The 20,996-nt window shown below is 63.2% G+C and carries 18 protein-coding genes; 9 read left to right on the forward strand and 9 right to left on the reverse strand.

Features of this window, described 5'->3' with window-relative positions; all coding sequences use genetic code 11:
* Window positions 1–2 precede the first annotated feature (2 nt).
* Entirely contained in the window at window positions 3–1,142 is a 1,140-nt protein-coding gene (locus tag BLR80_RS04765) for an LbtU family siderophore porin (RefSeq protein WP_092076791.1), read from the forward strand.
* An 83-nt stretch (window positions 1,143–1,225) separates the two neighbouring features.
* On the opposite strand, the gene BLR80_RS04770 is transcribed toward BLR80_RS04765, so the two are convergent.
* Window positions 1,226–1,726 (reverse strand): FKBP-type peptidyl-prolyl cis-trans isomerase, encoded by a 501-nt coding sequence (locus tag BLR80_RS04770; RefSeq protein ID WP_092076793.1) that lies wholly within the window; start codon window positions 1,724–1,726, stop codon window positions 1,226–1,228.
* 121 nt (window positions 1,727–1,847) lie between these two features.
* Between BLR80_RS04770 and BLR80_RS04775 the strand changes: the two genes are divergently transcribed.
* Window positions 1,848–2,192: a hypothetical protein gene (locus BLR80_RS04775; protein ID WP_092076795.1), complete on the forward strand. Its 345-nt coding sequence runs from the start codon at window positions 1,848–1,850 to the stop codon at window positions 2,190–2,192.
* 115 nt (window positions 2,193–2,307) lie between these two features.
* Window positions 2,308–5,388 carry a DUF5714 domain-containing protein gene (locus BLR80_RS04780; RefSeq protein ID WP_092076797.1) on the forward strand — a complete coding sequence of 1,027 codons (3,081 nt, stop codon included), beginning with the start codon at window positions 2,308–2,310 and terminating at the stop codon, window positions 5,386–5,388.
* Here the strand turns inward: BLR80_RS04780 and BLR80_RS04785 are convergent.
* The 7 genes from BLR80_RS04785 to BLR80_RS04810 all read right to left on the reverse strand — a co-directional run bounded on the left by BLR80_RS04785 (window position 5,385) and on the right by BLR80_RS04810 (window position 15,072).
* On the reverse strand, window positions 5,385–5,594 hold the full coding sequence (locus tag BLR80_RS04785) for an RNA-binding S4 domain-containing protein (protein WP_092076799.1): 210 nt from the start codon (window positions 5,592–5,594) through the stop codon (window positions 5,385–5,387). The genes BLR80_RS04780 and BLR80_RS04785 overlap by 4 nt on opposite strands.
* A gap of 46 nt (window positions 5,595–5,640) precedes the next feature.
* The gene (locus tag BLR80_RS04790; protein ID WP_092076801.1) at window positions 5,641–8,427 is read right to left on the reverse strand and encodes a hsp70 family protein; all 2,787 of its coding nucleotides are present in this window, start codon (window positions 8,425–8,427) and stop codon (window positions 5,641–5,643) included.
* Window positions 8,424–10,268: an Hsp70 family protein gene (locus BLR80_RS04795; protein ID WP_092076803.1), complete on the reverse strand. Its 1,845-nt coding sequence runs from the start codon at window positions 10,266–10,268 to the stop codon at window positions 8,424–8,426. The genes BLR80_RS04790 and BLR80_RS04795 overlap by 4 nt, the downstream gene beginning before the upstream one ends.
* Before the next feature lie 49 nt (window positions 10,269–10,317).
* On the reverse strand, window positions 10,318–10,971 hold the full coding sequence (locus BLR80_RS04800) for a DUF2760 domain-containing protein (RefSeq protein WP_171906313.1): 654 nt from the start codon (window positions 10,969–10,971) through the stop codon (window positions 10,318–10,320).
* A 270-nt stretch (window positions 10,972–11,241) separates the two neighbouring features.
* Window positions 11,242–11,382 carry a hypothetical protein gene (locus BLR80_RS12880; protein ID WP_171906314.1) on the reverse strand — a complete coding sequence of 47 codons (141 nt, stop codon included), beginning with the start codon at window positions 11,380–11,382 and terminating at the stop codon, window positions 11,242–11,244.
* Window positions 11,383–11,477: 95 nt separating this feature from the next.
* Window positions 11,478–13,904, reverse strand: coding sequence for a bifunctional diguanylate cyclase/phosphodiesterase (locus BLR80_RS04805; protein WP_171906315.1), 2,427 nt, complete (start codon window positions 13,902–13,904; stop codon window positions 11,478–11,480).
* 25 nt (window positions 13,905–13,929) lie between these two features.
* Window positions 13,930–15,072, reverse strand: a complete 1,143-nt coding sequence (locus tag BLR80_RS04810; RefSeq protein ID WP_092076809.1) for an AI-2E family transporter — start codon at window positions 15,070–15,072, stop codon at window positions 13,930–13,932.
* A gap of 221 nt (window positions 15,073–15,293) precedes the next feature.
* Between BLR80_RS04810 and BLR80_RS04815 the strand changes: the two genes are divergently transcribed.
* The 6 genes from BLR80_RS04815 (at window position 15,294) to BLR80_RS04840 (ending at window position 19,342) form a co-directional block, all read left to right on the forward strand.
* Window positions 15,294–16,079 (forward strand): MlaE family ABC transporter permease, encoded by a 786-nt coding sequence (locus tag BLR80_RS04815; protein ID WP_092076811.1) that lies wholly within the window; start codon window positions 15,294–15,296, stop codon window positions 16,077–16,079.
* Window positions 16,080–16,092: 13 nt separating this feature from the next.
* On the forward strand, window positions 16,093–16,896 hold the full coding sequence (locus BLR80_RS04820) for an ABC transporter ATP-binding protein (protein ID WP_092076813.1): 804 nt from the start codon (window positions 16,093–16,095) through the stop codon (window positions 16,894–16,896).
* Window positions 16,877–17,320: an outer membrane lipid asymmetry maintenance protein MlaD gene (gene mlaD / locus BLR80_RS04825; RefSeq protein ID WP_092076815.1), complete on the forward strand. Its 444-nt coding sequence runs from the start codon at window positions 16,877–16,879 to the stop codon at window positions 17,318–17,320. The genes BLR80_RS04820 and mlaD overlap by 20 nt, the downstream gene beginning before the upstream one ends.
* A 9-nt stretch (window positions 17,321–17,329) precedes the next feature.
* Complete coding sequence (locus BLR80_RS04830) at window positions 17,330–18,136, forward strand: MlaA family lipoprotein (RefSeq protein ID WP_092076817.1); 807 nt, start codon at window positions 17,330–17,332, stop codon at window positions 18,134–18,136.
* A 91-nt stretch (window positions 18,137–18,227) separates the two neighbouring features.
* The gene (locus BLR80_RS04835; RefSeq protein WP_092076819.1) at window positions 18,228–18,881 is read left to right on the forward strand and encodes an MlaC/ttg2D family ABC transporter substrate-binding protein; all 654 of its coding nucleotides are present in this window, start codon (window positions 18,228–18,230) and stop codon (window positions 18,879–18,881) included.
* Window positions 18,878–19,342 carry a Crp/Fnr family transcriptional regulator gene (locus tag BLR80_RS04840; protein ID WP_092076821.1) on the forward strand — a complete coding sequence of 155 codons (465 nt, stop codon included), beginning with the start codon at window positions 18,878–18,880 and terminating at the stop codon, window positions 19,340–19,342. The genes BLR80_RS04835 and BLR80_RS04840 overlap by 4 nt, the downstream gene beginning before the upstream one ends.
* A gap of 241 nt (window positions 19,343–19,583) precedes the next feature.
* Here the strand turns inward: BLR80_RS04840 and BLR80_RS04845 are convergent, their stop codons facing one another.
* Window positions 19,584–20,858, reverse strand: coding sequence for a sensor domain-containing diguanylate cyclase (locus BLR80_RS04845; protein WP_092076823.1), 1,275 nt, complete (start codon window positions 20,856–20,858; stop codon window positions 19,584–19,586).
* Window positions 20,859–20,996: the final 138 nt, after the last annotated feature.

Genomic DNA, 20,996 nt, shown 5'->3' on the forward strand with positions numbered 1-20,996 from the left:
AAATGAAACATCTGGCATTATGTGGTTTGCTGCTGGCGCTGGCGACACCGGCGCTGGCGACGGAGGAGCTGTCAAACGTTGCCCTGCAGCAAAAACTGCAGGCGACGGAGGCCCGTCTGGCCGAGATTGAAGCGCGCCTGGCGGCGGCTCCGCCGGTGGCCGATCGCTGGACGGACAGTCTGCTGGGTCACTGGAGCGAGCGGGTGCAGCTCAGTGGTCTGGTGGAGGTCGAGGCCGGCTACGAGAGGGTTGAACTGAGCGATGGTGGCAGCGACGAAAGCAGTGATCTGGTGCTGGCCACCGTCGAACTGGGCGTCGAGGTCAACCTTAACGATTACCTCAGTGGCCATGTGCTGCTGCTGTGGGAAGAAGACGAAACCGAGCCGGTGGATGTCGATGAGGCGGTGATCAGCCTCAATGGTGGCGAGCGCTTGCCGCTGTATGTCAATGCCGGCAAGATGTATGTGCCCTTTGGCCGCTTTGAAAGTCATTTTATCAGCGATCCGCTGACGCTGGAACTGGGTGAAACCAACGAGACGGCGGTGGAGCTGGGTTTTGCCAGCGCCGGTTTTGATCTGAGTCTGTCACTGTTCAATGGCGATGTCGACGAAATCGACGAGAACAATCATATCAACAGTCTGGTAGCCAAGGCCGTGTACAGCCTGCCGGAGGATCGGATCGCCGGTCTGGCCCTGAGCCTGGGGATGTCCTGGATCTCCAATCTGGCGGATAGTGACGCGCTGGAGGAGGAAGTCGCCGTGGATGCGCTGGACGACAAGGTGGACGGTTTTGGCGCCTTTGTCAGCCTGGCCGTGGCTGAACGACTGTTTATTGAGGCCGAGTACCTTGGCGCCCTGCGTTCTTTTGCTGCCGGGGAACTGGCTTTTGATGGCGGCGAAGCGTTGCGGCCGGAAACCTGGAACCTGGAGGTGGGCTATCAGCTGCGCGACGACCTGCAGATGGCGGTCAAGTATGAAGGCGGCAGGGATCTGGCCGATTTCCTGCCGGAGGAGCAGTATGGGGCCGTCGTGGCCTATCAGCTGTTCGAGCCGCTGACCCTGGCGCTGGAATATCTCTACGGCGAATTTGACAACGATGACGAGCGCGATCTGGTAACGGCCCAGCTGGCGCTGGAATTCTGACCGGCCCTCTGTACGCCATGGCTGAACAGCAAAAAGGCCTCCGTTATGGGGGCCTTTTTGCTGTTCGATCGAACCGCTCCGCTTCAGTGCAGCTGACGCTGTTTTTTCAGCTGCTCCAGCAGGATGCCGCCGGGTTGGCTGTTCTGCTGCGCCTCTGGAATCACCTCGATCAGGTGGATGTCGAACGTCAGGGCCTTGCCGGCCAGGGGATGGTTGGCGTCGAGGGTCACCTGTTCGTCATTCAGGTCGCTGACCATCACATACAACAGAGAGCCGTCCTGCCGAGTGATTTCAATCTGGGCGCCGATCTGCAGCGCCAGATCGGCGGGTAACTGGGCGCGGTCGATCTCTTCGATCAGATCGGGATTGCTGGCGCCGTAGGCCTGTTCCGGCGGGATGGTCAGGGTTTTGTGCTCGCCTGGCACCATGCCGACTACGGCGGCGTCGAAACCGGCGATCACTTCCTTCTGGCCGAGAATAAAGTTCAGCGGTTGCTTGTCCTGGGAGGAATCAAACACCGTACCGTCGGCCAGATAACCGGTGTAATGCACCTTGACGGTATCACCTTTTTTTGCCACAAACATCGCGCTTCCTTTCTGTTGCCAGCGGTTGCAGGAAAATCGGAAATGCCGAGAGTAGAAAGATTCGCGGCGAATGTCAACGTGGCGGCGGCACTGCGCCGCCCTTTTCACGAAAGAGACTGCCATGACCGGAGAACCCCTGAAACAGGCCATTGCCGTCGAGCGCCGGCCGGAGCATGCCTTTATCCGCTGGTCGGACACGGGCGGCGTCTGCTGCGAACTGCTCGATTACTTCATTGCCCGCCGGGCCGACGCTACCGAGCTGGCGACATTCGAGCTGCTTGATATGGAACAGATGTGGCAACAGCTGCTGAGCCTGGGCGAAACCGGCCTGAGCCGGGCGGTGCGCAAGCAGGTTGAGATTATCGACTGGCAACAGCCGGGTGGCGGTGTGCGCAGCTGCTGTTTTCGCGCCGAGGGTCTGCTGGCGTTGTATGAGGAGATCCAAGCCCGGCGCGGCGCGGCCTGATACGGGGACTTGAGGCTGCGGACTGTTGGTGCTATGTTGCGCGCCGATTGCAGCCATTGTTTCCTCTTATGGTGTCAGCCGCCGGACAGTGGGTTGGCGCCGGAAGGACGGCCTCATGTATCAACCCGACAGTCTGCCGATAGCCGCTGTGTCCGGCGATCCGATCTTCGATGTGCACCGCTGGCTGCGGCTGTCGCATCATGGTATCCCGATTTACCTGTATCCCGAAGGCCCTCACTGGTTCGTGCCCAGTCGCGGTGGTGATGCCCTGCTGCAGCAGCTGCGGCAGAACCGGCCGGTGAGCCTGACCGCTGAGGCGGTCGGTTTTCTCCAGCGTCTGCCGCAGCCGCCGGTGGCGGCTTACGCTGGACGGGCCGCTTGCCTGCAGCTGAGCGGTTTGCAGGAGTTGTGGCTGCACATCACCAACCGCTGCAATTTGCGCTGTCGCCATTGTCTGTTTGCTTCCGCGGCGGACAGCGCCGCCGAACTGCCCTTGGCCCGTCTGTGCCAGCGCATTGACGAGGCCCGGGCGCTGGGTTGCCGGCTGTTCGCCCTGACCGGCGGGGAACCGACGGTCCATCGCGATTTTGTTGCCCTGGTTGACCATGTGCTGGCCGATCCGGCTGCCCATGTGGCGGTGCTGACCAATGGCATGGCGCTGGAGCGCCTGACCTCTCTGGCGGACTGGCCGCGCGACCGGCTGCACTGGCAGATCAGTGTCGATGGCCTTCAGGCCCGTCACGATGGCTTGCGCGGTGCCGGCAGTTTTGCCCGTCTGCGCCAGCAGCTTGCCGGCCTGCGCCAGCAGGGTTGGCCGTTTACCCTGTCCATGTGTGTCGAAGCGGACAATCTGGCCGACATGGCGGCGGTGGTGGAGCTGGCGGCTGACTGGGGCGCCGCCAATGTTCATTTTATGTGGTACTTCGTGCGCGGCCGTGGTGGTGCCGAGCGCTTTGCCGACCCTGGCCGGATTGCCGCCGAACTGCGCCGTGCTCTTGGTGTTGCCGAGCGTCGCGGGGTGCGGATCGACAATCTTGACGCGTTGCGGACGCAGCTGTTCGCGCCGCCCGGCACCCGTCACGATGGCAGCGGGGCTGGTTGGCAGGCGTTGGCCATCGGGCCGGATGATCGGCTCTATCCGTCGGCCGCGCTGGTTGATGTCGCCGAACTGGCGACAGATCTCACGGCCGGGCTGGCGGCCGCCTGGCGCGACAGTGCCGCCCTGACCGCCATTCGCCACAGCAGTTGCGCGACGCAGGATTCCCCCTGGCGTTTTCTGCTCGGTGGTGGCGATCTTGACCACAGCTATCTGCATGGTGGCTGTTTCAGCGGCGCCGATCCCTATCTGCCGCTGTATGAGGAGCTGGCGCTTGATCTGCTGGTAGCCAGCGCCAGTCGTCAGCCGGACAGCGAGCGGCCGCTACTGCGGCTGAAGATGGGCGATGTGCTGGAGAGCTGTGGTGCCCATGGTGCCGTGGCCCTGTTGCACTCCAACTGCCTGCTGGCGTTGAGCCAGAACGACAGTCGTACGGTGGTGAAGGATTTCTATGCCGCTGCGGTCGGCGATCGAAAGGAGGAGATTCTCAACCCGGTCTGCTATGACGCTGACCTGATCGATCACATCCCCGAGGCGTTCCGGTTTCGCGGTTATGGCTGCGGCAGTCCGGTGCTGGATGCTGCCATCACGGCGGGCCAGACCGTGCTGGATCTGGGCTGTGGCAGCGGGGTGGAATGCTTTATTGCCGCCCGGCTGACCGGCCGGCAGGGGCGTGTCATCGGTGTTGACATGCTGGCGCCCATGCTTGAGCTGGCCCGCCAGGGCGCGGTTGGTGTCGCCGCCCGTCTCGGTTACGATAACCTGGAGTTCCATCAGGCCTATCTTGAAGCGCTGCCGCTGGCCGACGCCAGTGTCGATCTGATTCTGTCCAACTGTGTGCTCAACCTGTCGGCTGACAAGCGCTGCCTGTTTGCCGAGATGTGGCGTGTCCTCAAGCCGGGTGGCCGGCTGGTGGTGGCCGATGTCGTGTGCGAGAGCGAGCCTGATGCCGCCATCCGCAACGACGAGCAGCTGCGGGGCGAATGCATTGCCGGTGCCCTGACCCAGAAGGATCTGTTCGGCCTGCTGGCGGAAAGCGGTTTTGTTCACAGTCGCTGTCTCAAACGGTTGCCGTACCGCCAGGTGCAGGGCCACGCCTTTTTTTCGCTGACCTTCGAGGCGCAACGTCCCGCCCTGGCGGAAGCGGCCGGCGCGGTGCGGGTTCTCTATCCCGGTCCCTTTGCCAGCATTGGCCTGGAGGATGGCCGGCTGCTGTTTCGCGGCCAGCTGGCCTGGGTGTCACGCCAGCAGGCCGAGGCGGCCGGTGAATTGCTCTATCAGCTGGAAGAGGATGGCACGGTGGCCAACATCGCCTTCAGCTACAGCTGCAACTGTGCCCTGCCGGCTCGCGAAAGCGACACTCAGACGGTGGCGCGGCAGCTCAGCGGTTGCATGCTGTGCGGTGCGCCCCTGCTGTATGCGGCCACCAGCCGGTTGCAGCGTTGCCATTATTGCGGGCGACAGTTCGACAGCAGTGTTTGTTGCGAGCAGGGCCATCATGTCTGTGATGCCTGCCATAATGCCGATGCCCTTGCGGTGATCGCCCATCTGTGTCAGGAGGCCGAGGAAACCGAGCTGCTGCCGTTGTTTTATCGCATCTGCCGCCATCCGGCCATTCCACTGCACGGGCCGCAGTTCCATGCCCTGGTGCCGGCCGTGATACTGGCCTGCTACCGCAATCAGGGCGGCACGGTGTCCGCGGCGCAGATGCACATGGCACTGCAGCGGGGTTCTCAGGTCATGGGCGGCAGTTGTGCCTTCAATGGGGTGTGTGGCGCGGCGGTGGGCGTGGGCATCGCCTTGAGTCTGTTGCTTGAGGCCACACCGCTGACGGCGGTGCCCCGCCAGCAGGCGCAGCAGCTGGTGCAGCAGGTGCTGGCCGAGCTGGCGGCTTTCCGGGCGGCCCGTTGTTGTCAGCGCGATTGTGTGGTGGCGCTGTGCAAGGCGGCGGAGTTGTCGGCGGCGTTGCTGCCGCAGCCGTTGCGGGCAGGGGCGCTGGAGGTTTGTCGTCAGCAGGCGCGGAATCCGGAATGTCTGGGTGCGGGCTGCCCGTTGAGCCCGGCAGCCCGGCGCCGCCAGACGGGTTCGTCGCTGGTCTAGGGCAGCACTTGGATGAGGTGATCGCGCCAGCGCACCTGCTGGCCGGCGTGAATCTTGCGGCGCTTGCGCAGCTCGATTGTCGCGTCGACGCTGACCTCGCCGGCGGCGATGCGCTGCTTGGCCTCGCCGCCACTGCCGCACAGACCGGTGACCTTGAGCAGTTGCTGCAGTTCGATCTGGCTGTGACCGGCGAGGGAGAAATCCATGGGGCTGTTCCTGTCGTAAAATAGGGCTGTTGGTGGGGGCGCGGCTCTAACTGCGTACCAGGATCAGGCCGGTCGGCAATGCTTCGCCGAATTGCAGGGTGCGGTCGTTGTCATCAAGGGGCACCAGTCGTTCGACGACGGTCAGCTGATGACGGCTGGCGCCGCTGGCGCGCATCTTGTCGAGCAGTTCCGCCCGCAGCGGGGCGCTGATATCCATGTCGCGCTGTTCGGTGTGACGGGCGGCCTGGGCAAACAGGGCGGGAAAGCCCTGCCAGGGGGGCTGGCGCCAGTCAAGGCTGGCGACGCGGCGGAAGAACTGTTCCACCTGCTGGGGATGGACGACGGTTTCCGGTCCGGCGTAAAGCGGCAGGCGGGCCAGCAGGCGCCCCAGCGCCCAGAAGTAAGGGGCGTGGTGGCGGGTGCGGTCGCGCAGCAGCTGGCGGCCAAACAGCCGGACCAACTCGGTTTTTGTGCCGGGCGGCAGCTGTTCCAGCGCGCCGGCCAGATAGACCATCTCGGCGGCCGGCTCGGCCTGGTTGGCCAGGCTGTCGGCTAGGGCAGCGTAGAGCTGCTGCTGGCGGCCGGCGTTGAGCCCGCCGGCGACCCGGCGCCACAGCAGCCAGGCCTGATTTTCGATCCGCTTTTCCTTGCCAAAAGCCAGGCCGAGCTGTTGCAGGCGCCAGAGCTGCTCGATGCGGGCGCTGTCCAGTTCGACCCCATAACCCGGCCGCAGAACGAAGCCGGCCAGATAGAGCCAGGCCTGCTCATGGTCGATGCTGCGCGCCTTGCGGCTCATGCCTTCGGCCAGTTCCGGCCATAACCGGCGCAGGGTGGCGCTGTTCCAGTCCTCGCGCGGGCCCAGCAGCCGTTCAAGGGCTTTGACCAGCTGCTTCGGGGCCACCTCCGGCAGGGCCGGATCCTTTTTCTTGGCAAACAGGGAACGGATTAATGGCAGGGCCTGTGACACTGCCGGATCAGCCTCAATGCGCCGGCCGGTTGGAGCCGGTGAGCCGCTGGCGTCCTGACGCAGATTGAAATCGAGGCGCCAGCGGCCACTGCCATCGTTGGCGACGCAAGCGATCTGCAGCAGGCCCAGTTCGTTGAGGCTGACCTCCAGATGCACCGGCAGCCGGTTGTTGGCTGGTTTGGCGGCGCCGGGCGGCAGCTGAATAAGGGTTTGCAGCGGCGGCAGTGGGCGGAATTCGTCGGCATTCCAGGGCAGCAGGGTGCCGGCACGGTCACTGGTGCGGCGCGGCGCGTAGCAACACTGAAAGCGGACCGGCTGGTTGACCAGCAGGTCAAAGGCCGGTTCGCGCAGTTGCAGGGTGCGGCCGGCCTCCAGCCCCTTGGGCAGAATGCAGACCAGGCTGCGATCCTTCTTGCGGGCGCCGCCCAGCACCTCCAGATAGAGGGCGTGGGCATAGCCGCCACCGATGCGGGCGCCGCTGGTCGGTTGTTCGCCGAGAATCCAGCTGTAACGCGCCGCGCCCTGCGCCACCGCCAGCGACAGGCTGCGGTTTTCCAGCACCACCGTTGCGGTTTCGGGCTGCCAGCGGCTCAACAGCTGGTGCAGGCGCTGGCGAATACTGGCCGGAACCAGGGTGCCGCCGTTGAAGAGCAGCGCGTCGACCCGCTGGCCGGCGATGAAGCCCGCCAGATGACGCGACACGGCACTGTCCTGTGCATAGGGCAGGCCCCATTCCTGCAGCAGCGCCGCCTGCTGTTGCGGCCGGGCATCGGCATCGCATAGCGGGAAAAAGCCGTCGAGGATCAGCTGCTGGAGTTCGCTGGCGGCGATGCGACAGCTTTGGGTCGAGGCGAACAGGTTGGCGCCGCTGCCACTGAGGGTGACCGGATAACTGCGCTGGGCCTCCTCGCCGCTGGCGTCGAGCAGCCGTTCCTTCAGCTCGCGGGCCTGGCTGAGCAGCTGGTGCCATTGTTTCAGGCGCAACCGTTGGCCGCCGCCGGTCAGGCGCTGCTCCAGCAGGTGAGCCAGGGTCAGGTCAATGTTGTCGCCACCGAGCAGCAGATGTTCGCTCACCGCCAGGCGTTCGAAGCGCAGACCACCGGCCTGCTGTGGATCGCTGGCCACCCGGAACAGGCTCAGGTCGGTGGTGCCGCCGCCGATGTCGCAGACCAGCACCTGCAAGGCGGCGCCATCGCGCTGCAGCAGCAGATCGCGCAGCTGGGCCAGATGCGTCTCCTGTCCCAGCCAGTGGTAGAAGGCAGCCTGCGGTTCCTCCAGCAGACTGAGGCGCTCCAGCGGATAGCCCGCCAGCGCCGCGGCCTGCAGTGTCAGTTGCTGGGCGGCAGCATCGAAGCTGGCCGGTACGGTCAGAACGATCTGCTGCTGCTCGAAGGCGGCCTCTGGTGTGGCCGTTGTCAGCTGTTGGTTCCAGCAGCGCCGCAGCCAGTCAAGATAGAGAGCGCTGGCCTGCACCGGTGAAAGGCGCTGGTTCTCGCCGATATCGCTCGATTGCCAGGGCAGCAGGGCGCGATTGCGGTCGACGCCGCTGTGGCAGAGCCAGGATTTGGCCGAATGAATCACGCGGCCGGGATGCAGGGACATCTGCTGGCGGGCCAGGGTGCCAACCAGCCAGGGGCTGTCACTGGCCGGCAGTTGGTTTTCGCCGGCGCGGGGTGGTTGCTCCGGCAGGTAGGCAAAGGAAGGCAGGCTGTTGAGCTGGCGGATGCTGGCGGCGCTATCCCACTGGGGCAGCAGCAATAGCTGGCTGCCCTGGCGGGGCTGCTGGCGGTCGACGTAGGCCAGGGCCGTGTTGGTGGTGCCCAGGTCGATGCCGATGCAGAAGCGCGGTCGGGCGGTGCTGGTCATGCGGCTGGTCCCCCGTTGGCGCGCAGGTTGATTTCCACCTTCCAGCGCCGCTGGCTGTCGGGTTGGTGCAGCCAGAGTTCCAGGGTGCCCAACTCGGTAATGCGACTGCGCAGTTGCACCGCGACACGCTGCTGCTGTTCCTCGGCTGGCAGGCTCAGTTGCAGGCTGGCGCATTCTTGCAATTCGGCAATATCCTCCACCGCATCGCCGATGGTGTCAGCTGGTCGCTGATTGCTGCTGAAAAAACGGAATTCGACCGGCTGACCGGTCAGCAGGGCAAATTCGCGACCGTTGAGGGTCTGCTCGCTGCCTTCCTCCATGCCGCGTGGCACGATACAGACGCCCTTGAGGGGTGGCTTGAAGCCCGGTACGGCCGGCATGGCGGCCTGCAGACCGATATAGTAGGAACGGGCGGTGCCGGCCTTGATGCGTAGGCCGCCAGCGACCCGCTGGCGGGCGTAACTGGCGGCGCCGCGGGCGACCGCCAGGTCGGGATCTCCGCCGCACAGCAGGCGCAGCGGTCGCTCGGGGCAAAATTGCTGCAGCAGGCCAAACAGGCGCTGTTGCAGGCGGCGGGAGCGGAAGATGCCACCATTGAACAGAACCGCCGTGGGAAACAAAAAGGCCCGGCCGCCCTGTTCAAGGCGCTGATTGCGCACCTGTTCGGCCAGGTCGGCGTGCGCCGTTACCGCCTGGGCGCTGGCGACCAGAAAGGCCGCCAGATGATGGCTGAATACCGGGTCGGCGGCATAGTGCAGGCCGACTTCCTGCAGGCCGGCCTGGCCACTGGCATCCGGCTGGCAGTCGATGGTGCAGGGCGCCAGAAAGCCATCAAACACGACCTGTTCAACCAGGGTGCGGGTCAGCGCTACCGTCAGGCTGCGGGCGAACAGGCTGGCGCCGCGACTGGCCAGGGCAATGGGATAGCTTTCCGGCGGCTGGTCGCCGAGCAGGGTTTCCTTGCCGGCGCGGCAGCCCTGCACCAGGGCGAGAAACTGGCTGTGATCAAGCTTCTTGCCCTGGGTTTCAAGCTGGGCCTGCAGGCTGTAGGCCAGCGCCAGATCGAGGTTGTCGCCGCCGAGCAGCAGATGGTCGCCGACGCTGATGCGTTCGAGGGCCAGTTCTCCCTGCCGGGCGGTGACGGCGATCAGGCTGAAGTCGGTGGTGCCGCCGCCGATATCGCAGACCAGAATGACGTCGCCGGGCTGCACCTGCTCACGCCACAGTTCGCCCTGGCTGGTCAGCCAGTGGTAGAAGGCAGCCTGCGGCTCCTCCAACAGCGTCACTTCACCCCAGCCGGCCTCGCGCGCCGCCTCGGCGGTCAGCAGCCGGGCGACCTCGTTGAAGGACGCCGGCACCGTCAGGACCACCTCGGCCTGGGTCAGATCGAAGGAAGGCTGCTGCTGGCGCAACTGGTATCGCAGGTTATGCTGCAGATGCCGCAAAAACTGGGTCTGGACCTGGCAGGGGGACAGCAGGCGCTGCGTGAGACGGCTGTTCCACGGCAGGATGGGCTGGCGGGGATCGAGATGGTTGTGGCCAAGCCAGGATTTGGCCGAGGTCACCAGGCGTTCGGGCAGCAGGGCGCCATGTTCGCGGGCGTAAAGTCCGCAGCAGTGTTCGGCTCCGGTCGGCCAGGGCAGCGGCGGCAGCTGGCGTTGTTCGTCCTCGCTGGGCAGGTACAGTGCCGAAGGCAGGGTGTCACGGTCGCCGAGGGCGCGGGCGCTGATCTGCTGGCAGATCGGCAGGGTGCGGGGAGCGGCCGTGTCGGTCAGGTTCGCCAGGGCAACGGACGAATTGGACGTGCCCAGATCGATACCGATGGCGTAACATTTTGACATGACAACAAATTCCTTGCGCTGAGGGCCGGCCTGAACACCGGCCGTCCCATCAGTCCTGCGGGTCGATTTCGATTTCGGCCGGCGCGATGATGCGCTGCAGGCTCACCAAATCGTTGGTGGCCTCGTTGAGCTGGGGCAAATGACAGCTCTGGGTCTGCCAGCCGCGGTGGATGACCTGGCCCTGGTAGGGACCACGCTCGGGCACCCGGCCGATCAGGCGGTAGCTCTGGCTGTCGTAGCCGTCAGCCAGTTCGATGGGATCGTCTTCATTGCCGTCATGCACCGGCACAATGCGGAAGAAGTCGAACAGAACCTCGCGGCAGCCCTGATGCACGATGCGCGCTGCCGCGCCAACCTGCTCATCGGCATAGGCCGTCATGTCGTCCATGACGAAATCGACCAGCCGGCCCTTTTCCTGCAATCGGCCGAGAAACTGGACCACGGCGGCATCCTGCAACTGGCCGTTATCGACCGTGCGGGCAGCTACCGGCAACTGCGGGCCGGGGGGGAGGCTGGTGGCGACCGTGGCCTGCGGGGCGGGGCGGGCAGCGCCGGCCAGGCGTTGGCGCAGTTGCAGCAGTGTCAGCAGCAGCGTCAGTACCAGGGCGGTGATCTGCAGGACGGGCTGGGCTTCGGCGGGAACCGCGGTATAGAACAGGGTGACCAGAACGGCGAGGTTGATTACAGACAGAACAATCGACATGACATCTCCTGAAACAACGATGTTGCCACCGGTGGAGGCGAAGGATTCCCAGGCGGAATCCTCGGATGCTGACTTGGCGAAAGCTGCCGCGCAGCGGCAGGTAAAAAACAGCAAGGCGTGAGAGTATAACATTCTGCCCGGCGGCTGTCCCCCCTGTTCTGCCGTCTGTTGCCGGCGATTGGCATAAAAAAAGGCCGCCCACAGGGGCGGCCACAAGGAGGAGAAGGCGATCGTTCCGGCGGCCACGCCTTCGTCGGCCGTTTATGAATCTTATTGCTCGATGATCACTTCCAACGCGTTCATGCGGTAGTGGTAGGGCCGGGCGGTATCGATGCCCAGCTCACGCATCAGTTTGGCGATGACCTGAGGTCTTTTGCCGATGATCTTTTTCAGTGGGATGGTAATGGACATGGCGTTTCTCCTTTGCTGCAAGGTACGCCATAAAGATGACAAGAACGGTCGGTTTTGTCAAGAAGAAAAGAGAAGCCGGTGACTTGCGGTGAATTTCAGGTTCTGGCCGCCAGGTGGGCCAGAGCTGGCGGCCGGGCCAGCAGTTGGGCGAAATCCGCCGCTGGCAGAGGCCGGCTGTACAGGTAGCCCTGAAGGGCGTCACATTGGCAACGGCGCAGAAAAGTCAGTTGCGCGTGGGTTTCGACGCCTTCGGCAATGGTGGTCAGGCCCAGGTTCTGGGCGATATCGATGATGCTGGTGACTACCGCTGCGGCGCTGGGATCGCGATCGACATCGCGGATAAAGGAAGCATCGATCTTGAGGCAGTCGACAGGAAAATGGCGCAGGTAGTTCAGGCTGGAGTAGCCGGTGCCAAAGTCATCAAGGCTGAGCTGCAGACCGCAACCTTTCAGCTGCTGCATGGTCTGAACGGCGCCTGCAGGATCGTCCATCACCATGCTTTCGGTCAGTTCCAGCTCCAGACGGCTGGCCGGCAGGGCGCTGTGGCGCAAGGCGGCAGCGACGGCAGTGGGCAGATCGCCGGAGCGGAACTGGCGCGACGACAGGTTGACCGCCATGCCGATGGCAGGCAGCCCCTGCTGCTGCCATTGCATGGCCTGGTTGCAGGCTTCCAGTAGCGCCCAGGCGCCAATGGGAACGATCAGGCCGGTTTCCTCGGCCAGGGGGATGAAGTCGGCCGGCGAAACCAGGCCGCGCTGGGGATGCTGCCAGCGCAGCAGCGCCTCGCAGCCAATGATCCGGCCACGAGCCAGTTCCACCTTGGGCTGGTAGTGCAGCAGTAGTTCCCGGCGTTCGAGGGCATGACGCAGGTCGTTTTCCAGTTCCAGGATCTTCAGCGCGTGCCGGTTCATCTCGGCGCGATAAAAGGCAAAGCCATTGCCGCGCTGCTTGGCCTGGTACATGGCCAGATCGGCGTTGCGCAGCAGGCTGATGCTGTCGCCGCCGTCGGCCGGGTACAGGCTGATGCCGAGGCTGGCGGTGACCGTGACATGGTGGTTTCCAATGGTGCATGACTGACTGATGCGTTCGAGCAGCTGGCCTGCCAGAGATGTCAGGCTGTCGCCGGGGCCCGGATCGTTCAGCACCAGGGCAAATTCGTCACCGCCCAGGCGGCAGACGGTGTCCTCAGGTTGCACGCACTGGCGCAGCCGCGCGCCGATCTGGCACAACAGGGCGTCGCCCTGGTTGTGACCGAGGCTGTCATTGATGAACTGGAAGCGGTCGAGGTCGAGCAGCAGCACCGCTACACGCTGTTGTCGCTGGGATCGGGTACTGATGACCTGTTCGAGCCGTTCGTGCAATAACCTGCGGTTGGCCAGGCCGGTCAGTTCGTCGTGGGTGGCCAGGTGGCGCAGGCGTTCCTCAGACTGCTGCTGCTGTTGCTGGCTCTGTTGTAAATGCAGGACCATGTGTTCGAAGCTGTCGGCCAGCCGTTCCAGCTCCAGGGGCTGTCGCCCCGTGCGGGGCAGCCGCCAGGGACGGCCATGGCCGAATTCCTCGGCGGCCTGGGCCAGGAGGGCCAACGGCCGGACCAGCAGCTTCAGGCCAAGCTGGCGAGCGCTCAGCAGTGCCAGCAGAGTGACCAGTACCATCAGGCTCAGGCCGTATTGCCACTGACGATTGGCCTGGGCAAGGATGCGCTGCTCGGCGATGCCCACCCAGATCACCAGATGGGGCGGTTCGTCAGGTGCCAGCCGTACCGGATGGTAGGCCATCAGGGTGCGACGGCCGTTGGAAGCGATGACACTGACCTGGCCCGCTTCCTGGGCCTGGCCGGCCGCTTGCCAGGTGGTTGGCGCGATCGGTCGGCCAATCGGATTGGCTGGATTGGGCGGATGAAAGAAGAGGCGGGTTCCCTGGTGGTCGGTTACTGCCATGAAGGATGCGTCCGGCAACCGGGCCTGTTGCAGCAGGCTGGCGAAGTCACTCAGCCGCAGCACGGCGGTCAGCACCCCGCGGGTCTGCCCCTGGCTGTCGCGCAGGGGCAGGGCGTAGGCAAAAGCCGGTTCGGTATGGCCCAGGCGGGTGAAGAGAAACTCGCCGGCGGCAAAACGGTTGAGACGCAGGGCGTCACGAACATGCTTGCGGTCGGCCAGATAGCGGGTTTCCAGGGGGCGGGCTGCCGCCAGTACCCGACCGCCCTTGTCGCACAGAGCGATATTGAGCAGAGCGGGGGTCTGCTTGACGACGGCCTGAAACAGGCGACTGCAGTTGGCGGCATTCTGCTGCTGTACCGCCGGGGTCAGGGCCAGGGTCTGCAGGGTCTGGCGTGCTGCCTTGATGGTGCCCAGCTGGCTTTCGACCAGGCTGCCGGCCAGAATGCGCAGCTGATTCTGGGCCTGGGCGATGGCCTCGTCACGTTGCCGCAGGCCGCCGTGAACGATCAGGGCCAGGGCGGGCAGCACGGCAACGAGGGTCAGCAGCGCCAGGTAACTGCGGATGGAGGCGCGACGGGGCGACATCGGTAACATCCTTGCCAGCGCCGGCTCAGGACGGCTCCGCCGGCGGTTCGGCCGCTGGCTCTGGCGGGTGGCTGCCGCTCGCCAGAGTCTCGGCCTGGCCGGGATCGCCGCGCAGATTCAGTCCCCAGACATCCTCCAGCAGTACGACGACAAAGGCCGCCACCGGCAGGGCAACGATCATGCCGCCGATGCCGAACAGGGCGCCGCCGGCCATCAGGGCGAAGATCACACCAGCCGGATGCAGGCCGATGGAGGCGCCCACCAGGCGGGGAGTGACAATGTTGCCCTCAATACTTTGTACCAGTACAAAGCCGCCCAGCACCAGCAGGGGGTGCAGCAGATCGCCGTGCTGCATCAGGGCCAGAATCAGTGCGGTGCCCAGGCCGATGACCAGGCCGAGATAGGGCACGATGCCGAGCAGGCCGGCCACCAGACCGAGGGTCAGGGCGGGCGAGACATCGCACAGGCTCAGCACCAGGCTGTAGCCACAGGCCAGAAAGGCGGCCACCAGTAGCTGGCCACGGAAGTAGCGGGCAACGATACGGTTGAAATGCAGGTAGTAGGGGCGCAGATCGTAGCGCGAGCGCTGTTTGACATTGATCAGCACCCGCTCTACGATGCGGTCGAAATCGCGCAGAAAATAAAATACCAGTACCGGAATCAGCGCCAGTTCCAGCATCAGATTGCTCAGGGCGCCGAGTTGGCGCGACAGCTGGGTCAACAGCTGCTGCCCCAGGGACGACAGGGCGCCGATCCGTTCGGCCAGCAGGCCAAGCAGAAATTGGCGGTCAAGCTGAACGCCGGCCAAGGCTGCCAGCCGGGTCAGCTGTTGTTGCGCCCAGTCGGCATAGGCTGGTGTGGCCTGGGCCAGCTGGGCCAGTTCCACCAAAACGCGCGGGAGCACCAGCCACAGCAACAGGCTGCCGAGCAATGAGAAGGTGGCAAAAATCATCACCACGGCCAGGTTGCGTCCCAGCCCGCGCCGCTCCAGCAGGTCGGCCAGCGGATCGAGCACATAGGCGATCAGAAAGGCGATGCCGAACAGGGTCAGCACGGCCTGCAGGCGGTTGCCGATGAGGAGCAGCAGCGCCAGCAGCGTCAGCAGGCTGATCAGACGGCGGTCAAGGGAGAGATAAAAGCGGCGGGAGCGCGGTAGCTGTGAAGGCATGCGGATCTCCTTGTGCGGTTTGGCCTGCAGGGTAACAGAAAGATGACGCTGTTCCAATGCGTTTTGGCGCTTTTGGTGAGGGTGTGGCCGCCGATTCTGCTCGACAGGTGCTCGGCTGAATTCTATTATGCAAGTTTCATTTTATTGCTGGGAACCTGGGCGGACGGGGGTGTGACCGTTCGTCAGCAGGCCGGCAACCGGACGCGAAACGGGAAATGCCGATGCGATGGATCGCCCGACTGGGTGCGGAAACCCTGCGCCTGCTGGAAGTCTCCGGCCGATATGGCCTGTTCCTGCTCAACAGCCTCTGGTGTGTGGTTACGCCACCCTACCGGGTGGCGGCGGCTGTGCGCCAGATCCGTTTTATCGGCGCCCATTCGTTGTTCGTCATCCTGTTTACCGGCCTGTTTACCGGCATGGTGCTGGGGTTGCAGGGCTATTATACCCTTACCAAGTTCGGTTCCATCGGTTTTCTCGGCGCAGCGGTGGCCTTGAGCCTGGTGCGCGAACTGGGACCGGTGTTGACAGCCCTGATGGTGATCGGCCGGGCCGGGTCGGCCATCTGTGCCGAGGTGGGTATTATGCGCAATTCCGAACAGATTGATGCCCTGGAATGCATGGCCATCGATCCGTACCGCTTTCTGATTGAACCGAAGGTGGCGGCGGCGGTGCTGGTGGTGCCATTGCTGACCTGCATCTTCGATGCGGTGGGCATTTTTGGCGGTTATCTGGTGGGCGTACATCTGTTCGATGTCAGCTCCGGATCCTATTTTCAGGGCATGTACAGTGCGGTGGACTGGCTTGATGTGCGTATGGGGCTGGTCAAGTCGCTGCTGTTTGGCGTGCTGCTGGTATGGATCTGCAGCGCCAAGGGCTTTTTTCTCCATCTCGAACGCGATGGCGGTTTTGGTGCCGAGGGTGTCAGCCGGGCGACCACCAGCGCTGTGGTCCTGTCCTCGGTGTCGGTGCTGGTGTGGGATTATCTGGTCAGTGCGGTGATGCTGTGAGGGAGGCGGGTTGATGAGCACGACGGACGAGGTGGTCATTGCCCTGACGGCGGTGGAGAAATCCTTTGGCAGTCAGAAGGTGCTCGACGGTGTGTCACTGCAGGTGCGCGCCGGCACCACCACGGTGATTGTTGGCGGCAGCGGCCAGGGCAAAAGTGTGATTCTCAAACACATGCTGGGGTTGCTCCAGCCTGATGCCGGCCGGGTTGAGGTGTTTGGCGAGGATCTGGCCCGCTGCGACCGGCGCACCCTGCAACGTATTCGCGGCGCTTTCGGGGTGCTGTTTCAGAATGTGGCCTTGTTTGATTCCATGAGCGTTTACGACAACGTGGCCTTGCCGCTGCGTGAACGCACGGGCGAGAGTGAGACGGTTATCCGGCGGCGGGTGCGTGATAAACTGGCGCTGATGGGCCTTGAAGGTCAGGAACAGAAATTTCCGGCCCAACTCAGTGGCGGCATGAAAAAACGCGTCGGTCTGGCGCGGGCGCTGGTACTGGATCCGAAGGTGGTGTTTTTTGACGAGCCGACCACGGGGCTCGATGTCAGCCGCAGCAACGAGATGTACCGGCTGTTCTTTGAAACCCAGAAGCAACTCAACTACACGGCGGTGATTGTCAGCCACGATGTGCCTAAAATCTTTAAATTATCTGATTATGTTGCCCTGATGGCTCAAGGTCGGTTGCAGGGCTGCCTGTCGCCAGAAGCCTTTCAATTGTCGGATAACCCGCTGATCCGTGCCTTTGTGCGCGAGACCATGGGGCCGATCTACAGCAGTGAAACGGAGGAAGTGCCACGCCATGAAACGCTATCATCTTGAACTGGTTGTCGGGCTGTTCATGCTGCTGGGCTTCGCCAGTTTTGCCTATGTGTCGATCAAACTGGGCGATATCGACCTGTTTGCCAACGATCATTACCGGGTCAGCGCCCGCTTTGGTTCCATTGCCGGGCTGAAACTGGGCGCGACCGTGCAGATTGCCGGCGTCGATGTCGGCCGGGTCGCCGAAATTCGTCTGCATCCGGAAACCTATGAGGCGCAGGTGACGCTCGAATTGCAGCGCGACGTGGTGCTGCAGGAGGACTGTATTGCCTCGGTGCGCACCGCCGGCATCATTGGGGATCGCTACATCAGTATTCTACCGGGTGGTTCTCCTGTGCTGATCGAGGCGGGAGGCGAGATTTTCGAGACGGAATCGGCCATCAGCATGGAAGAGCTGGTCAGTAAATACATCTTCGAGAAATAGGGGGCAGGCATGGAGCCGAGGCTGCTGCGCCGACTGGCATCGTTGTTGCTTTCGGGATTGCTCGTAAGTCTGTTGGCCACGGCTGGCGCGATGCCGGTGCTGGCGGCTGTCGCACCATCGGCGGTCGCCGGGACGCTGAGTGGTCCGGGGGAGGACGATTTCATTGCAGACGATCCCTTTGCCGAGGATCTCTACAATGGGGAATTGGATGACGCAATTCTGGCCGATCCCCTCGAACCGGTCAATCGGGCGCTGTTCTGGTTTAATGACAAAAGCTACTTCTATCTGATCAAGCCGGTGGCGCGGGGCTTTCGGTTGGTGCCCGAGCCGCTGCGCAGCGGTGTCGACCGCATGTTTGACAATCTCAAGGCGCCGTTGCGGGCGGTGAGTTGTCTGCTGCAATGGCGCTGGCGTCAGACCGGCGTTGAGCTGACGCGTCTGCTGGTCAATTCCACCTGCGGGCTGGCCGGGTTTTACGATCCCGCCCTTAACTGGTGGGATCTGCGTAAGCAGGACGAGGATTTTGGCCAGGTGCTGGGGCATTACGGTGTCAGCGGTGGCTGCTATCTGGTGTTGCCCCTGCTTGGACCTTCAACCTTGCGCGATGGCCTGGCCCTGCTGCCGCAGAGCTATGCCGATCCGTTGTATTGGATGCTGCACCGCGATGGTCTGCTGGGTTGTCGTGCCGGTGCCCTGGTGAACAGCCTGTCACTGGATGCGGATACCTATGAAAGTCTGGTACGCGAGCAGATCGATCCCTATCTGTTCCTGCGCGACGCCTATCTGCAGCGGCGCGCAGCGCAGGTGCGCGACTAACAAGGCTTCAAAAACGAACTGTTCATCCAGTGTCTCGCGCTATAATGCGCAATTTGTCGTGTTATAAAATCATTTTTGTTTGAGGGAGCTCATGTCGTTCACCCTGTGTACATCCCGCTTGCTGGCCGTTACCACGTTGCTGGCCTCACTGCTTGTTGCTTTGCCGCCGATGCCCGTTCAGGCAGCTGGTCTGCCGGCGGAGGAACCGACGGCGGTCATTCGTCAGACGGTGGATGGAATTCTGGAACAGCTGCGCACCTTGCCTGACGCCCAGAGCCGGCGTGATCGAATCAGTGCTCTGGTGCGTGGTCAGTTCAGCTTTGAGTTGATGGCCCAGGGGGCCATGGGGCCCTACTGGCATCAGGCCAGCGCCCAGCAGCGTTCAACCTTTGTTGCTCTGTTCACCGAGCTGCTGGAGGCGACCTACATGGGCCGCATCACCGCCTACACCAATGAGCAGGTGCGTTATGGCCAGCAGCAGGTGCGCCAAAACCGCGCTCTGGTGGAGACCTACATTCAGAGCGGCAACACGGAAATCCCGATCTTCTACAAGCTGCTGCCCCATCAGGATCGCTGGCAAGTCTATGATGTGGTCATTGAGGAGGTCAGCCTGGTGCGCACCTACCGCAGCAGTTACACCGATATTCTGCGCCGGCGCGGCATTCCCGGCCTGTTGCAGGAGATGGAGCAGAAGCTGGAACAACTGCGTGCCGAAACGCCGCCGGCGGTGGAAGAACGCGCATGATGGCTGCCGACGAACAGTGCCTGCAGATTAAGCGTGCCTTCCGCTTCTTTCATTTTCTCGAAGAGGCCGATTGCATGCAGTTGGCTGAATATTTTGAATGCCGCTGTCTGGCGGCAGGGGAAGAACTCTGGCGTGAGGGTGAACGCAGTCACTATGTCGCCTTTATCGTCACCGGTCGCATCGAAACCCAGAAGGAAACGGCCTTCCGCGGCAAACAGGTCGTGGTCGGGGTGTATGGCCAGGAGTCGCTGGTTGGCATCGTCAGCATTCTTACCGACGAACCGCGGCCGGTGACAGCCAAGGCGCTCGAAGCCTGTCAGTTGCTGTTGCTGTCCCGCGCGGCCTTTGATCGCATCAATCGTGAAGAGCCGCAGTTGGGCAACCGCCTGCTGAAGGGTATGCTGTTCTGTTTATCGATGCGGCTGAAGCAGTCTTACGAACGGCTGGCGGCAATTTTTTAGCCGACTGCTGGCAAGCAATCGCTGTACTGCGACAGGGGGCGGTAAGGCTTTTTCTTGACGCCGCTTGAGCTTGTCGACCAATCCACGTCCATCAACCCGCCGCGGCGCGAACTGCCCGGCGGGTTTTTTGTGACCAGGAACAGGCTGTTGTTGAACAGCCTGTTCCTGGTCAGACGGAAATCGCATCTCTCGGCTGGCGTCGGTGAAAAAGCCCTGGACGGGATATTTTAATAGACGACTGTCAACGGGTTTTGGGGCTGAATATCTGCAGGTCAAGACCTTGCTGCTTGGCTTGGTACATGGCGCTATCCGCGTGATTGAGCAGCTGGTCGATGGTCTGGCTGGTTCTGGGGTAGATGCTGATGCCGATGCTGCAGCTGATGTCATTTTGCAGGCAGGGCAGAGTGAAGGGCTGGCGCAGCTGAGCGATCAGCTTGTCGGTGATGCTGTCAAAGGGGGTATGCGGATCGATGTCCTGCAACAAAGCGACGAACTCGTCGCCACCCAGCCGTGCTACCGTATCGCTGGCGCGGACGCAGGCGCGCAGGCGCCGGGCCACCTCACACAGCACGCAATCGCCGGCGTCATGGCCGAAGCGGTCATTGATCTGCTTGAAGCGGTCAACATCGAGATAGCAGAGGACCACCTGACTGCCGTTGCGATTCGCCTTGCGCAGAGCCTGCTCCAGACGGTCGCGCAACAGCAGGCGGTTGGGCAGGCCGGTGAGCGGGTCGTGATGGGCCAGATGGCGTAATTGATCCTCGGTGGCCTTGCGGCTGGAGATGTCGTGCAACACACATTGCAGCAGGCTGTGTGCCCCTACCGGGACACGGCTGCAGGACACATCAACCGGCAGCAGCCGGCCATCGCGGCAGCGCAGCTGCAGGTCATGGTGCAGGCCGTTACCGCAAGGATCGAGTTCTGCGGTCGAACCAATGATCAGCTGGTCGCGCTGCAGGCGCTGCAGTTCTTCGACACTGTAGCCACTTAGATCGCTGGCCCGTTGGTTGCAAGTGGTCAGCCGCTGGCCGGACTCGTCAAAGATGAAGATGGCGTCGCTGGAATGCTGCATCAGGGCCCGATAAAGGGCTTCCGATTGTTGCAGCTGCTGGCACAGGTCGTAGATCTGTTCCTCGGCCTGGCGTTGCGGATGGATGTCGCTGCTCAGACCCACCAGTTGCACGGCTTCATCGCCGCCATCCTGTAGCCGGCAGGCCTGCAGGCGGATCCAGCGATAGCTGCCATTTTGCTGCAGCAGGCGCAGTTCGCACCAGAAATTCTCATGCCGGGCGCGCCAGCGTTGGTACAGCAGGAGACGATCCTGGGCGTGCAGCAGACGCAGCAGGGTGCGGAGGCCCAGGGTGGCCGGCAGCGGGATATCGGTCAGGTGCTGCAGCCATAGGGGGCAGCAGTGCAGCCGATGCTGACCGCTGTCCCAGTGCCAGGCGCCGAAATGCTGCTGCAGAATCTGCAGGTAACGGTGGTCTGGCAGCAGTGGCGCGGACGACATTGGCATGGGAAGCCTCAGACGGGTTTTTATTTAAATAATATATATTATATAAATCAACAATTTTGTGTGCAGGCTAGATATAGCAAAACAGCGCGGCCAGGTAAAGGCCGCGCTGCGTTTTTTTGCTCAAAAGTGATACCTCGG

The organism is Desulfuromonas thiophila (assembly GCF_900101955.1).
In the GTDB taxonomy this organism is placed as follows: domain Bacteria; phylum Desulfobacterota; class Desulfuromonadia; order Desulfuromonadales; family Desulfuromonadaceae; genus Pseudodesulfuromonas; species Pseudodesulfuromonas thiophila.